11 protein-coding genes are annotated in these 13,598 nt (G+C 73.8%); 6 read left to right on the top strand and 5 right to left on the bottom strand.

Going from position 1 to position 13,598, the window contains the following annotated elements:
• Positions 1-91 precede the first annotated feature (91 nt).
• Positions 92-1,102 (bottom strand): LacI family DNA-binding transcriptional regulator, encoded by a 1,011-nt coding sequence (locus tag ABZ479_RS00425; protein ID WP_500459110.1) that lies wholly within the window; start codon positions 1,100-1,102, stop codon positions 92-94.
• A 332-nt stretch (positions 1,103-1,434) separates the two neighbouring features.
• On the opposite strand from ABZ479_RS00425, the gene ABZ479_RS00420 reads away from it, so the two are divergent.
• Positions 1,435-1,947 carry a hypothetical protein gene (locus tag ABZ479_RS00420; protein ID WP_500459109.1) on the top strand — a complete coding sequence of 171 codons (513 nt, stop codon included), beginning with the start codon at positions 1,435-1,437 and terminating at the stop codon, positions 1,945-1,947.
• Positions 1,948-2,009: 62 nt separating this feature from the next.
• Here the strand turns inward: ABZ479_RS00420 and ABZ479_RS00415 are convergent, their stop codons facing one another.
• Both ABZ479_RS00415 and ABZ479_RS00410 read right to left on the bottom strand, forming a co-directional pair.
• Complete coding sequence (locus ABZ479_RS00415; RefSeq protein ID WP_500459108.1) at positions 2,010-2,696, bottom strand: ABC transporter ATP-binding protein; 687 nt, start codon at positions 2,694-2,696, stop codon at positions 2,010-2,012.
• Between the two features lie 99 nt (positions 2,697-2,795).
• A complete protein-coding gene (locus ABZ479_RS00410) occupies positions 2,796-4,238 on the bottom strand; it encodes an ABC transporter permease (RefSeq protein ID WP_500459107.1) in 1,443 nt (480 codons plus the stop codon).
• A gap of 324 nt (positions 4,239-4,562) precedes the next feature.
• On the opposite strand from ABZ479_RS00410, the gene ABZ479_RS00405 reads away from it, so the two are divergent.
• Positions 4,563-5,900 (top strand): hypothetical protein, encoded by a 1,338-nt coding sequence (locus ABZ479_RS00405; RefSeq protein WP_500459106.1) that lies wholly within the window; start codon positions 4,563-4,565, stop codon positions 5,898-5,900.
• A gap of 1,031 nt (positions 5,901-6,931) precedes the next feature.
• The gene (locus ABZ479_RS00400; RefSeq protein WP_500459105.1) at positions 6,932-7,942 is read left to right on the top strand and encodes an aldo/keto reductase; all 1,011 of its coding nucleotides are present in this window, start codon (positions 6,932-6,934) and stop codon (positions 7,940-7,942) included.
• Positions 7,943-8,017: 75 nt separating this feature from the next.
• On the opposite strand, the gene ABZ479_RS00395 is transcribed toward ABZ479_RS00400, so the two are convergent.
• A complete protein-coding gene (locus ABZ479_RS00395; protein WP_500459104.1) occupies positions 8,018-8,521 on the bottom strand; it encodes a GNAT family N-acetyltransferase in 504 nt (167 codons plus the stop codon).
• 53 nt (positions 8,522-8,574) lie between these two features.
• Entirely contained in the window at positions 8,575-9,744 is a 1,170-nt protein-coding gene (xylA, locus tag ABZ479_RS00390) for a xylose isomerase (protein ID WP_500459103.1), read from the bottom strand.
• A gap of 73 nt (positions 9,745-9,817) precedes the next feature.
• Here xylA and xylB point away from each other — a divergent pair, with 73 nt between their 5' ends.
• The 3 genes from xylB to ABZ479_RS00375 all read left to right on the top strand — a co-directional run bounded on the left by xylB (position 9,818) and on the right by ABZ479_RS00375 (position 13,598).
• Complete coding sequence (xylB, locus tag ABZ479_RS00385) at positions 9,818-11,230, top strand: xylulokinase (RefSeq protein WP_500459102.1); 1,413 nt, start codon at positions 9,818-9,820, stop codon at positions 11,228-11,230.
• Between the two features lie 164 nt (positions 11,231-11,394).
• Positions 11,395-12,543 carry an ROK family transcriptional regulator gene (locus ABZ479_RS00380; RefSeq protein WP_500459382.1) on the top strand — a complete coding sequence of 383 codons (1,149 nt, stop codon included), beginning with the start codon at positions 11,395-11,397 and terminating at the stop codon, positions 12,541-12,543.
• A 167-nt stretch (positions 12,544-12,710) separates the two neighbouring features.
• Entirely contained in the window at positions 12,711-13,598 is an 888-nt protein-coding gene (locus ABZ479_RS00375) for a prohibitin family protein (protein WP_500459101.1), read from the top strand.

Genomic DNA, 13,598 nt, shown 5'->3' with positions numbered 1-13,598 from the left:
TTCGCAACGTACGCGGGGCGCGCGGCACGGCGGTCGTCCACCGGGGGACGAAGTCCCTTGCCCTGAGCGCCGCTTGGGCGGCCCGCCGTCGTCAGGCGGTCGGCGCCGGGCCGCTGCTCGCGCGGACGGTGAGTTCGGGGCCGAGGAGGCGGACCTCCTCCGTGGGGCTGCCGCCCAGCTTGGCGATGACGAGTTCGACGGCGTGCCGGCCCATCTGCTGCGCGGGTATGGCCACCGAGGTGAGCTGGGGGGCGGCGTCGGTGGCCACCTGCTCGGGGCAGACGGCGACGACGGAGACGTCCTCGGGCACGGCGCGGCCCTGCTGCCGCAGGAGCCCGAGGAGGGGGCCGATGGCGGACTCGTTCTGGACGACGAGCGCGGTGGTGTCGGGCCGTTCCTCGAAGATGCGGGAGAGGGTCCCGGCGGTGGACTCGTAACTGCCCTCGCAGGGGCGGTGGATGACCCTCAGTCCGCGGGCGGCGGCGCGGGAGCGCAGGCCCTGGAGGGTGCGCTCGGCGAAGCCGGTGTGGCGCCGGTAGACCGCCGCGGCCTCGCCGACGACGGCGACGGAGCGGTGGCCGAGGTCGGCGAGGTGGTCCGCGCAGAGGGCGCCGGTGGCGGCGAAGTCGAGGTCGACGCAGGTGAGTCCGGCGGTGTCGGCGGGCAGTCCGACGAGCACGGCGGGCCGGTCGCCGGCGCGCAGCAGCGGGATGCGCTCGTCCTCCAGCTCGACGTCCATGAGGATCATCGCGTCGGCGAGTCCGCTGGCCGCGACCCGGCGGACCGCGGTGGGGCCCTCCTCGCCGGTGAGCAGGAGGACGTCGTGGCCGTGCCGGCGGGCCGTCGTGGCGACCGCCATCGCGATCTCCATCATGACGGGGACGTACATGTCTGTACGGAGCGGCACCATGAGGGCGATGATGTTGGAGCGGCTGCTGGCCAACGCCCGCGCACCGGCGTGCGGGTGGTAGCCGAGTTCCTGGATGCTCCGTTCGACCCGCCGGCGCGTGCTCTCGGAGATCGACCGCTTGCCGCTGAGGACGTACGAGACGGTGCTGGCGGAGACCCCGGCATGGCGGGCCACCTCGGCGAGTGTGACCATCCGGATCCCCGTCCCCCACGACTGTCGAAGCGCTTCGACAATGAGGCTACCGGGGACCCGATATCCCTGTCCAGACATGTGTCGAAGCGCTTCGACAACCTCGCGCCGACCAGGAACCCTGCGCACAAAGTGACGCTTGAGCCGCCCGCGGCGGGCGGTCCATACTGCGCCTGCGAGGCGGGGGCGTGCGACGCGCGTACGCGCCCGGGGACCGGCGCTCCCGCGCGGGCCGACCGGACACAGGGGGACACGTTGCACCGACGTCGGATGAACACGCGCGCGGCGGCACCGACCGCCGGCGCCGTCCCGCCGTGCGGGACGGGAGGCACACCGTGAACGCCACGCTCGGCGCGATGGTCACCGGGGTCGTCGGGGTGCTGGGCACCCTGTTCGCGCCCGTGCTCGCCCAGCGCGCCGACGACCGGCGGCGCCGGGCGGAGGCCACCGAGACGGAGCGCCTGCGCCGCTTCGAGGAGCGGCGGGCGGCGTACACGGCGATGAACCGGGCCTCACGGCAGTTCCACACGCTGCTCAAGGACGCCCTGCACCGGATCAGGGACGGGGTCTACTCCGCCGAGGAGCGGGACGCGGTCGAGGAGTCCCGGCGCGACCACCGGGACCGGTACGCCGAGGCGCAGATGATCGTCCCGGAACGCGTCCTGGCGGCCTCACGGGAGGTCAACCGCGTCCTGGCGGCGGCGGACGCCGCGGCCAAGCGCCTCGACCGGGGCCTCGGCGCGGACGGCGAGAGCGCGCGGACCGCGCTGGAGGCCCTGAAGGACGCCGAACCCCTGTTGCGGACGATGCAGCGCCTGATGCGCGAGGACCTGGGCGTCACGGACTGAACGCCGCACGGCCCCCGGCGACGCGCGCCGGGGGCCGTGAGCCGGGGACGGGGTAGGGCGGTTCAGGCCGCGGGGGTCCGCTCGGTGACGGTGATCCGGCCCTTCTTGATGGTGGCGACCCTCGTGGCACGCCGGGCGATGGCGGAGTCGTGGGTGACCATGACGAAGGTCAGTCCGTACTCCTTCCACAGCCCCTCCAGCAGCGCGAGGATCTCGTCGCGGGTGCCCTCGTCGAGGGCACCGGTGGGCTCGTCCGCCAGCAGCACCTTGGGGCGCTTCACCAGCGCCCGGGCGATCGCCACGCGCTGCTGCTGACCGCCCGACAGTTCCCCGGGCAGGTGGTGCAGCCGGTCGCCGAGGCCGACGGAGGCGAGGGCCTCGGCGGCACGGGCACGGCGTTCGGCGGCCTTGACGCCCAGCGGGACGAGGGCGGTCTCGACGTTCTCCTGCGCGGTCAGGGTGGGGATCAGGTTGAAGCTCTGGAAGATGATGCCGATGCTCTGCGACCTGACCTTGGTCAGCCGGGACTCGCCCAGCCGGGCCAGGTCGACGCCGTCCAGTTCCACCGAGCCCTCGCTCGGGCGGTCGAGGCCCCCGAGCATCTGCAGCAGCGTCGACTTGCCGCCGCCGGTGGGGCCCTGGACGACGAGCTGGTCGCCGTCCTCGATCACGAGGTCGACGCCGCGCAGCGCGTCCACGACGTCCTTGCCGCGCGAGTAGCGCTTGGTCACGCCGCTCAGCTTGTACATGAGGTGACTCCTGAGGTCCTGAAGGGGAAGGGCGGGGGCCGCGCGGCGCCGGGGGGAGGGGTGCGGAACGCGGCCCCCGGTCTCGGGGACGGGCGCGGGCTACTCGACGCGGCGCAGGGCGTCCGCCGGGCGCAGCCGCGAGGCCCGCCAGCCTCCGAAGGTCCCGGCGACCAGACCGCCGGCGACCGCCAGGACCACCGCGAGCACGATGGTGTCGACCTCCACCGGCGCCTGGAGGGAGATGTGCAGGGCGTCGGCCGCGGCGCGCCGGGCCGGGCCGCCCGGTCCGAAGCCGCCGCCCCCGCCACCGCCGCCGCTCCCGCCCACGGTGGCCTCCAGGGTGGGGCTGATCGCGGTGATGAGGTAGGCGCAGCCGAGGCCCAGGGCGATGCCGAGGGCGCCGCCGATGAGGCCGTTGACGATCGCCTCGCCCATGACCTGCCGGGTCACCCGGCCGCTCTTCCAGCCCAGCGCCTTGAGGGTGCCGAACTCGCGCACCCGGCGGCTGACCGCGGAGGAGGTCAGCAGTCCGGCGACGAGGAAGGCGGCGACGAGCACCGCGATCGACAGCCACTTGCCCACGTTGGTCGCCAGGTCCGAGGCGGTGGACAGCGAACCGGAGACCGTGGAGGCCAGGTCGGAGGAGGTGGTCACCGTCGTGCCGGAGACGTTCTTCTGGATCGCGGACTTGACGGAGTCGATCTTCTTGGAGTCACTGGCCTGGACGTAGACCGTGGTGACCTTGTCCTTGGCGTCCGCGAGCGTCTGCGCCTGCTTCAGCGGGATGTAGACGTTGGCGGAGGAGGAGCCGCTGTCGGCGGTCGCGATGCCGATGACCTCGAACGCGGTGCCGGAGATGGTGAGCGTCTTGCCCACCGTCAGCTTCTTCTGCTTCGCGTAGGCGCTGTCGAGCACGGCCACCTTGGCGTCGGCCTGCGCGGCGGTGAAGGTCTTCCCCGAGGTGATCTTCGACGAGGTCAGCGGGCCGAGGCCGAGGTGGGCGACGTCCGTGCCGTAGACGGTGAAGTTGTTGATGGCGAAGTCGGCGCCGCCGCCGCGCACCTCGCCCTGGGGCTGTCCGTCGCCACCCTGGCCCCGCTGCCGGTTGCCGCCGCCCGGCGCCTGCTGGAACTCGCCGCGCTGGAACTGGCCGTCGACCTTGATGACGACCAGGCTCAGCCCGCCGACCGCCTGCTCGACCCCGCTCTGCCCGGCGACCTGGTCGACGACCGAGGACTTCAGCGACTGGAAGCCCTGGACCATGACGCGGTCGCTGCTCTGCTCCTTGTCGTCGCCGCGCGCGTCGAACCGGAAGCGCGGGCGTTCCGAGGAGGAGGAGTCGGGGTCGGCGGCCTTGGTGACGGTCATGTCGGTGCCCAGGCCGTACAGCGACTCCAGCACCTTGCCCTGGGCCTGCTGCATGCCGGCCGACACCGAGTTGACGGTGATCACCAGGGCGATGCCCAGTGCGAGGCCCATCGCGATGACGAGCGCCGCCTTTCTGCGGCGTCGGAGTTCGCGCCGGAGGTACGTGAAGAACATGCGATTCCTCGCCGGGTCGGGAGAACGGGAAGCGGGGGGAGGGCAGTGCCTCACGCTCCGCTGCCGCGACCGTAGGAACCAGCCGTGATGAGAGCCTGAGCGGCCGATGAGAGCGGCATGAGAAACCCCTCCGCCGGGGCCGCGCGGCCGCTGCAGTACCTTGCCCTGGACCCGCCGTGCACCCGCGGGGCCCGGCCCGCGGCGGATTCGCGGAAGGACGGGGCGGGGACGCGGGCCGGATGAGAGGGTCGGCGCCCGGCGGGACGTCCTGACGGGGACGCCGGTGGGGGCACGAGTGGCCGCACGAAGTGGGGAGAAGCGGATATGACGGACGGAACACCGTGGGGCGGCGGCGGTTGGGGTCCCGCCCACGGGACCGGGGGCGGCACGGGAGGCGGCGGCTTCGGACCGCCGCCCCCGCCGGCGCCGCCGTACCCGCCGCAGCCGCAGGCCCATCAGCAGGCGCCCTGGTACCCGCCGCACCCCGGCTACCCGCCGCCGCCCCGCCGGCGCGGCCCGCTGCTGGCCGTGGCCGGGCTCGCCACCGCGGCCCTGGTGGCCGGCCTCCTCATCTGGGCGCCCTGGAGCGGTGACGGCTCCGGCGACGGGAGGTCCCCCTCGGCGACCGCGCCCAGGGATCCGGCCGCAGAGGCCGGGCGCATGCTGCGCGAGGCCGCGGACACCATCGGGGAGGCCGAAGTCCTCTCCTACCGGGGCGACTTCGCCCTCGACAGCGGGGCGAGCACCCCGTTCGACCTGCAGACCACCCCGGGCGGCTGGGGCCGCGGCTCGCTGCAGGACCAGGGCTCGACCGTGCGGTTGCTCACCACCGACGACCACCGGCTGACCAAGGCCGGCAAGGCGTACTGGAAGGACCGCGGCTACGCGGGCGACCTCCTCGACCGGATCGACGGCCGCTGGATGGACTCCTCCGCCGACCTGCCCGAGATAGACGACCTGACGACCCCTCTGGACCCCTCCAACGTCGCCGCCCTGCTCCGTGACGCCGCCGACCGCGGGCGCCCCGACGCCATCGCCTCCTCCACGGTCGCCGGACGGCCCGTCAAGGTGCTGACCACGACCGGCGGCCGCTTCTGGATCAGCGAATCCGTCCCCCGCACCCTGCTGCGGCTCGCCGCCGGCGACTCCCCCGCCGCCTCGGGACCGCTGCCCCTGCCCGACGGGCTGGACACCACGGTGAGCGCGCTCGGCGGCGCCGACCGCCAGACCTTCACGACCGCCTACGACCGCGACCTCGCCGCCCTGAAGTCCGCCGTCGACCCCGCGGTCAGCTTCAGCACCACGGGGAAGGCCCGCTTCACCCCCTGCGGCAACAGCAGTTGCACGGCCCGCTTCACCCTGCAGAACTCCGTGTACGACGACCTGGGCGCCGAGGAGGCCTCCGACGACCCCGTCTACGCGGAGATCAGCATCGACATCACCCTCGACGGCCGCAAGGTGAAGACCTGCACCTTCCAGAAGAAGATGCAGCCCTCCGGCACCGTGTCGCTCACCTGCACGGCCACCTACAGCGCCGCGACCACCAAGGACCACACCGTGCGGGGGCTCCCCGACGCCTGGGCGCGGGCGGTGCCGGACGGCGAACTCGCGCGCCTGCGCGCGGACTTCGCCAAGGGCGTCGTGGACGGACAGGCGGCCTGAGCCGCCCGGCGACTTTGTGTGCCCGGGGTCCATGGTTGTGGCCGGTCGTCGTGTGCGGGTCCGTTGTGGTTTCTGTTGGGGGTCCGCCCGCCCGCCCTCCCGATTGCCCGGCATGGTTGGTGCGGGGCTCGCTCTGTGGGTTGGTGGGCCGGGGGCGGGGCCTCCGGGGTGGGCATTCTGTACCGCATATTTATGTGCATGACGGGCACCACTCGTCGGTTCCGTCGCTGCCGCACATCAAATACACGTCAGCGTCCAGAACGCCCACCCTCCCCCAGCCTTCGGCCGGGGGTGCCCCCACCTCCCCCACCCCCTCCGCCGGTTCCGCGCACAACGGCCGGTGGGTGGTCAGAAGGCAGGCCGGGGCACCGCACCTGCCTAACGCACCCCTCACCGGCCGTCATGCGCCCACACACAGGGCGAGGTAGCGGCGGGACGCCGGAGACTGGGGGAGACGAGCGGCGAACCGGGCACCGAACGATCCGGGTTGAAACCGCGGGGCTGTGAGGGGGCGCAGAGCGGTCAGGGACAGGCCCGGACGTCCTCCGTATCCCACCGGCTGTCATGCGCCCACACGGCGGGAGAAGGTGTGGCGCGGTGGCTCTTGGCCGAAGGCCGGGGAAGACGAGCGGCGGACCCGGTGACGTGGGCTTGAGCGGCGGGGCTGCGGGGGTTCAGCAAGGCACGTGCGGCAACCCCGGACTGCCCCCATACCCCCCACCGGCCGTTGTGCGCGCAAACCGGCCGGAGGGGGTGTGGCGGGGTGCGCCCGGAAACGACGAGCGGTTAAGTGCGGCGCCCAAGGATGTGGGGGCAAACCGCGAGCGTTGAGGACGTGCGCCGGCGCGGCGCCGACCCCCGACGAACTTGCGCAGGCCCGCACCAATCGCGCCGGGCAATCGGGAGGGAGGGCGGGAAAAGCCCCCAACAGAAACCACAACGCACCCGCACACAACAACCGGCCGCAACCACAACCCCCGGCCACAAACCCCCTTGCCGGGAGTTCACTCGAACGCGTTCGCTGGTACCCCATGAGGTACACACAACTCGGCCGCACCGGCCTCAAGGTCAGCCGCATCGTGCTGGGCACCATGAACTTCGGCGGTCAGACGGACGAGCCCACCAGCCACACGATCATGGACGCCGCGCTCGACGCGGGCGTCAACTTCTTCGACACCGCGGACATCTACGGCGTCGCCGAGGAGAAGGGCCTGACGGAGAAGGTCCTCGGGCGGTGGTTCGCGCGGGGCGGGGGCCGCCGCGACAAGGTGGTCCTGGCCACGAAGGTGTACGGGAACATGTCGGCCGACGGGAAGGCCTGGAACGAGGAGGCGTGGCCGAACCACGACCGCCTCAGCGCCGTCAACATCCGCAGGGCGGTCGAGGCCAGCCTGAGCCGGCTCGGCACGGACCACATCGACGTCTACCAGTTCCACCACGTGGACCGGCACACCCCGTTCGAGGAGATCTGGCAGGCCGTCGACGTGCTGGTGCGCCAGGGCAAGATCCTGCACGCGGCGTCGTCGAACTTCCCCGGGTACAAGATCGCGCAGGCCAACGAGGCGGCCGCGAACCGCGGTTCGATGGGCCTGGTCAGCGAGCAGTGCCTGTACAACCTGGCGGAGCGCCGGGCCGAGATGGACGTCGTCCCGGCGGCGCGCGAGTACGGGCTCGGTGTCATCCCGTGGTCGCCGCTGCACCAGGGCCTGCTGGGCGGCGCGCTGCGCAAGGAGCGGGAGGCCAGTGGGGCCCGCACCAAGGTGGGGCGGTCCGCGGCCGGGCTGGCCGACCCGGTCGTCCGGGCCCGCGTGCAGGCGTACGAGGACCTGCTCGGCAAGCACGGCCTGGAACCCGGCGAGGTGGCGCTGGCCTGGCTGCTGACCCGGCCCGGGGTCACCGGGCCGATCGTGGGGCCGCGTACGGCGGAACAGTTCGCCTCGGCGCTGCGCGCGGTGGAACTGGAGCTGGACGAGGAGCTGCTGGCGGGCCTCGACGAGATCTTCCCGGGACCGGGCCCGGCCCCGGAGGCCTTCGCCTGGTGAACCGCGGGGACGCCGGCCCGGGTCGCTCCGGGCCGGCCCGACCCGGCCCACCCGGACCGGCCCGGGCCGGTTCCCTCAGGCCGGCGTCCCCGCGAGCCGCTTCGTCAGCACACGCTCGGACCGCCCGTCCGGCATGACCCCGGCGGGCCCCCCGTCGTCCGTGAAGCCGTTGCGCACGTAGAGCGCCGTCGCCGCCGCGTTGCCCTCGGCGACGGCGAGGTGGAGCAGGGAGGCACCCGCAGTGCCCGCGGCCCACTCCTCGACGGCCCGGATGAGCCGGTCGGCGACGCCGCGGCCGCGGGCCTCGCCGGCCACCCACATCGAGATCAGCTCGGCGCTGTCGGGGAGTTCGCCGGGGACGCCGCCGGCCATGCCGCGGGGTTCGCCGTCGACGAGGGCGACCAGGTGGTACGAGCCGGGCAGTGCGAGCCGACCGCGCCAGCGTTCCTCACGGTCGCCGTCGCCCTGCCAGTCGGCGAGGCGGGCGCCGAAGGCCTGCGGCGCGTCGGCGAGCGCGGCGAGGCGCAGTCGCCGCCAGAGCGGCCAGTCGTCGGGGGTGAGCACACGCAGTTCGATCACCCCCGCAGGGTGCCGCCGGGGCGCGCCCGGCGGCAACCCTGTTTCCCGGGGTCTCAGCGGGTGCCGAGCAGGTGGTCCATGGCGAGCTGGTCGAGCTGCTCGAAGGCGGAGCCGCGGGTCGCGACGGCGTCGGCGTCGAACTCCTCGTAGGCGCCGCGGTCGGCGAGCAGGTCGGCCAGGGACTCGCCCTCGCCGAGGGTCGGCTGGGCCAGCTGGTCCAGGCGGGAGGCCTTCAGCGCCTCCTGCACGGCCGGGTCGGCACGGAACGCGGCGGCGCGCTCCTTGAGGATGAGGTAGTTGCGCATGCCGCCGGCGGCGGACGCCCACACGCCGTCCATGTCCTCGGTCCGCGGGGGCTTGAAGTCGAAGTGGCGCGGGCCCTCGTAACCGGCCGACTCCAGCAGGTCGACCAGCCAGAACGCGGAGCGCAGGTCGCCGGCACCGAAGCGCAGGTCCTGGTCGTACTTGATGCCGGTCTGGCCGTTGAGGTCGATGTGGAAGAGCTTGCCGTGCCACAGCGCCTGGGCGATGCCGTGCGGGAAGTTCAGCCCGGCCATCTGCTCGTGGCCGACCTCGGGGTTGAGGCCGACGAGCTCGGGGTGGGCCAGCTCGTTGATGAACGCCAGCGCGTGGCCGATGGTCGGCAGCAGGATGTCGCCGCGCGGCTCGTTCGGCTTGGGCTCGATGGCGAAGCGGAGGTCGTAGCCCTGCTCGAGGACGTACTCGCCGAGGAGGTCGAAGGCCTCCTTGAAGCGGTCGAGCGCGACCCGCACGTCCTTGGCGGCACCGGACTCGGCGCCCTCGCGGCCGCCCCAGGCGACGTAGACCTTGGCGCCGAGCTCGGCGGCGAGGTCGATGTTGCGGATGGTCTTGCGGAGTGCGAAGCGACGCACCTCGCGGTCGTTGGCCGTGAAGCCGCCGTCCTTGAAGACCGGGTGCGTGAAGAGGTTGGTGGTGGCCATCGGCACCTTCAGGCCGGTGGCGTCCAGGGCCTGGCGGAAGCGCTTGATGTGGCCCTCACGCGCGGTGTCGTCCGACCCGAAGGGGATCAGGTCGTCGTCGTGGAAGGTGACGCCGTACGCACCGAGCTCGGCCAGCTTGTTGACGCTCTCGACGGGGTCGAGGGCGGGTCGGGTCGCGTCACCGAAGGGGTCGCGGCCCTGCCAGCCGACGGTCCAGAGACCGAAGGTGAACTTGTCCTCGGGGGTGGGGGTGAAACTCATCGCGGCGGCTCCTATTCGTAAGACCACTGAACAAATTAATATGCCATCGCCGCTTTGTGAAGGGAGCCGCAGGATGGGTAACGGACCGATCGCGCTGGGTGTGGACAGCTCCACCCAGTCGACCAAGGTGCTCGCCGTCGACGTGGAGACGGGCGAGGTGCTGGCCAGGGGACAGGCCCGGCACACGGTGAGTGAGGGAGCGGGCCGCGAGACCGACCCCGAGGTGTGGTGGCGCGCGCTCGGCGCCGCCCTCGCCCAGATCGGGCCCTACGCCGAGCGCGCCGACGCCGTCTCGGTCGGCGGCCAGCAGCACGGCCTGGTCGTCCTCGACCCGGTCGGCCGGCCCTTGCGGCCCGCAATGCTCTGGAACGACGTGCGGTCCGCCCCGCAGGCCAGCGCCCTGGTGGAGCGGCACGGCGCCGCGCACTGGGCGCGGCGCTTCGGCAGCGTGCCGGGCACGAGCTTCACCGTGACCAAGTGGGCCTGGCTCGCCGAGCACGAGCCCGAGACGGCGAAGGCCGCGGCGGCCGTCCGCCTCCCGCACGACTTCCTCACCGAGCGGCTCGCCGGCGCGGGCGTCACCGACCGGGGCGACGCCTCCGGCACCGGCTGGTGGGCGACGGACACCGAGACGTACGACGAGGCGCTGCTCGCGGAGATCGGCCTCGACCCGGCCCTGCTGCCCCGGGTCCTGGGCCCCGGCGAGGCCGCCGGCGTCACCCTGCCCGGGCTGCCGCTGCGCGAGGGCGTCCTGGTCGGCGCCGGCACCGGCGACAACGCCGCCGCTGCCCTGGGCCTCGGGCTCGCCCCCGGGCAGCCCGCGCTCAGCCTCGGCACCTCCGGCACCGTCTACACCCCGGCCACCACCCGGCCCACCGACCCCACCGGCATCGTCGCGGGCTTCGCGGGCGGGCACGGCGACTGGCTGCCGCTGGCCTGCACCCTCAACTGCACCCTCGCCGTCGACAAGATCGCAGGGCTGCTGTCGCTGGACCGCGAGGCGGTCGAGGCGGGCGGCGGTACGGTCCTGCTCCCGTTCCTCGACGGCGAGCGCACCCCGAACCTGCCGTACGCCTCCGGGCTGCTCACCGGGCTGCGCCACGACACCACCCCGGGGCAGATCCTCCAGGCCGCCTACGACGGCGCGGCGTACGCCCTGCTCACCGCCCTGGACCAGGTGCTCGCGGTCGACGGCGCCGGCTCGGACGAGCCGCTGCTGCTGATCGGCGGCGGCGCCCGCGGCACGGCGTGGCGGGAGACCGTGCGGCGCCTGTCGGGCCGCGCCGTCCGGATCCCCGTGGCGGACGAGCTGGTCGCCCTCGGCGCGGCCGCGCAGGCCGCCGGGCTGCTCACCAAGGAGACCCCGCAGGCCGTCGCCCGCCGCTGGGACACCACGGCCGGCCCGTCCTACGACCCCGTCCCGCGCGACGACGCCGCGCTGGACCGCCTGGCGACGGCGCTGGCCGACTCCTTCGACGTGCGGTGAGCCGCTCCCCCCGCCCGGGGCCCGTCCCCCGGGCGGGGCGTGCGAGGGTGGGGGGGGACGACGTCTACCAGGACGGATGACGGACGAGAGCGGAAGGGGACCGGAGCGTGGCGGAACGGCCGGGGTCGCAGGCGGGGTTGCGACGGCGGAATCTGGCGCTGGTGATGCGGGCCGTGGCGGAGCACGGCGAGGTGTCCCGCGCGGCCGTCGCCGCCGAGGTGGGCCTGACCCGGGCCACGGTGTCGACCCTCGTCGACGAGCTGCTGGCGACCGGCCTGCTGGTGGAGCTGGGCGCCCAGCGCCCCGGCACGGTCGGCCGCCCCGGCACCGCCCTGGCCCTGAACGACACGGGCCCGGCGGGCCTCGGCGCGGAGGTCGGGGTGGACCACCTCGCCGCCGTCGCCGTCGACCTGCGGGGCACCGTGCGCGCCCGGGCCCGCGTCGAGGCGGACAACCGCGGCCGTCCGGCGGCGGAGGTGCTGCGCGAACTCGCGGCGCTCGTGGCCGAGGTCCGGCGGCAGGCGCGGGCCGCCGGGCTGGAACCGGCCGGGCTGACGCTCGCCGTGCCGGGCCTGGTCGGCCGCGACCGGCAGGTCGTGATGCGGGCGCCCAACCTCGGCTGGGAGGACGTCGACGCCGCCGGCTGGTTCGCGCGGTCCGGGAACGGCCTGGCCGCCTCCCCCGTCCCGGTCACCGTCGAGAACGAGGCCAACCTCGGCGCCCTCGCCGAGCTCTGGCTGGGCGGCCACGAGGGCATCACCGACTTCGTGCACGTCTCGGCGGAGATCGGCATCGGCGCCGCGCTGGTCGTCGACGGACGGCTCTTCCGCGGTGCGCGCGGCTTCGCCGGGGAGCTCGGCCACGTGCCCGTGCACCCGACGGGCCCGCGTTGCTCCTGCGGGGCGCGCGGCTGCCTGGAGCAGTACGCGGGCGAGGAGGCCGTGCTGCGCGCCGCGGGGATCGCCCCGGAGCGGCCGGACGCCCTGAAGGCCCTCCAGGCGGCCGCCACGGAGCGGGACCCGGCCGCGCTGAAGGCGCTCGCGGCCGCCGGGCAGGCGTTCGGGATCGCGCTGAGCGGCGCGGTGAACCTGCTGGACCCGCAGGCCGTGGTGCTGGGAGGCACGCTGGCCTCACTGGCACCGTGGCTGCGCTCGGCCGTCGAGCGCGAGCTGGGCCGCCGCGTGACGGACCGTCAATGGCGCGCGGACGCCGTACGGGTGTCCCGGCTGGGCCGCGAGGGCGTGCTGCTCGGTGCCGCGTACAGCGTGGTGCGGGCCGTCCTGGACGACCCCCAGGCGCTGCGTCCGCGGTAGGCCGGCGGGGAGCCGTGCCACGGTCCCGTACGGACCCGGCAACAGCCTTGCCACAGCTGCTCACGGCCCGTCACACGGCGCAGCCGCCCGTCACCTCGGACCGTTACGATGCGCTGCGCGGCGCGGCCGGGGGGCGGCGCCGGTCCGTGGTCCGGAGGGGGATCCCTGTGTTCGTGCTGTCCATCCTGCTGCTCATGGCGGCGGTCGTGCTGTTCTTCGTCGCCCGGGGCCAGAGCTCCGGCGGCTGGAAGCTGGGGGCGGCGCTCAGCGCCGTGGCGGGCGTGCTGGCCGGCGTCTTCGCCTGCATCCACGTGGTGAGCGCCTACGAGGTCGGCGTGCCGGTCACCTTCGGCAAGGTCGGCTCGCCGCTGACCTCCGGCATCCACTTCAGGTCGCCGTTCACCGACGTCACCTCGTTCTCGACGCGTCCGGTCGACCTCGACCTGCACGACAAGGAGGTGGTCGAGGTCCGCTCCTCGCAGGGCGGGGTGCTCTACGCCGACGTCACCATCAAGTGGGCCGTGGTGCCCGCCAAGGCCGTCGAGCTCTACCGGCTGGCGGGCAACGAAGAGGCCATCCAGTCGCGGCTGGTGATGCCGGACAGCCGCGAGATCATCCGCAACGTCTTCGCCGAGCACTCCAGCGAGGAGGGGTACGCCTCCGCCCGCGAGCAGATCGGCTCGGAGATCGACTCCCTGATCAAGCAGCGCCTCGCCCCGCGCGGCATCGACGTCACCGCCGTCAACCTGCGCAACGTGCGGCCCTCCGACCAGCTGCAGGAGCAGATCGACAAGAAGATCCAGCAGCAGCAGGCCACCGAGCGGGCCGTCGAGGCGGCCAGGACCGCCAAGGCCGAGGCGGAGCGCAAGCGGATCGAGGCGGAGGGCATCGCCAGCGCCAACCGGATCATCGCCCGGTCGCTGAGCGACAAGGTGCTCTACAACCAGTGCCTGGACGCCTACCGCGAGGCCGCGAAGTCCAACCCCGTGTACGCGGTGCCCTGCGGTACGAACTCCGGCGGCTCCCCGGTCATCGTGGACGGCACCAAGGACTGA

The organism is Streptomyces sp. NPDC005722 (genome assembly GCF_040630935.1).
Lineage (GTDB): Bacteria > Actinomycetota > Actinomycetes > Streptomycetales > Streptomycetaceae > Actinacidiphila.
The sequence above is the reverse complement of the archived record's forward strand: the minus strand, read 5'-3'. Positions and strand labels throughout refer to the sequence as shown.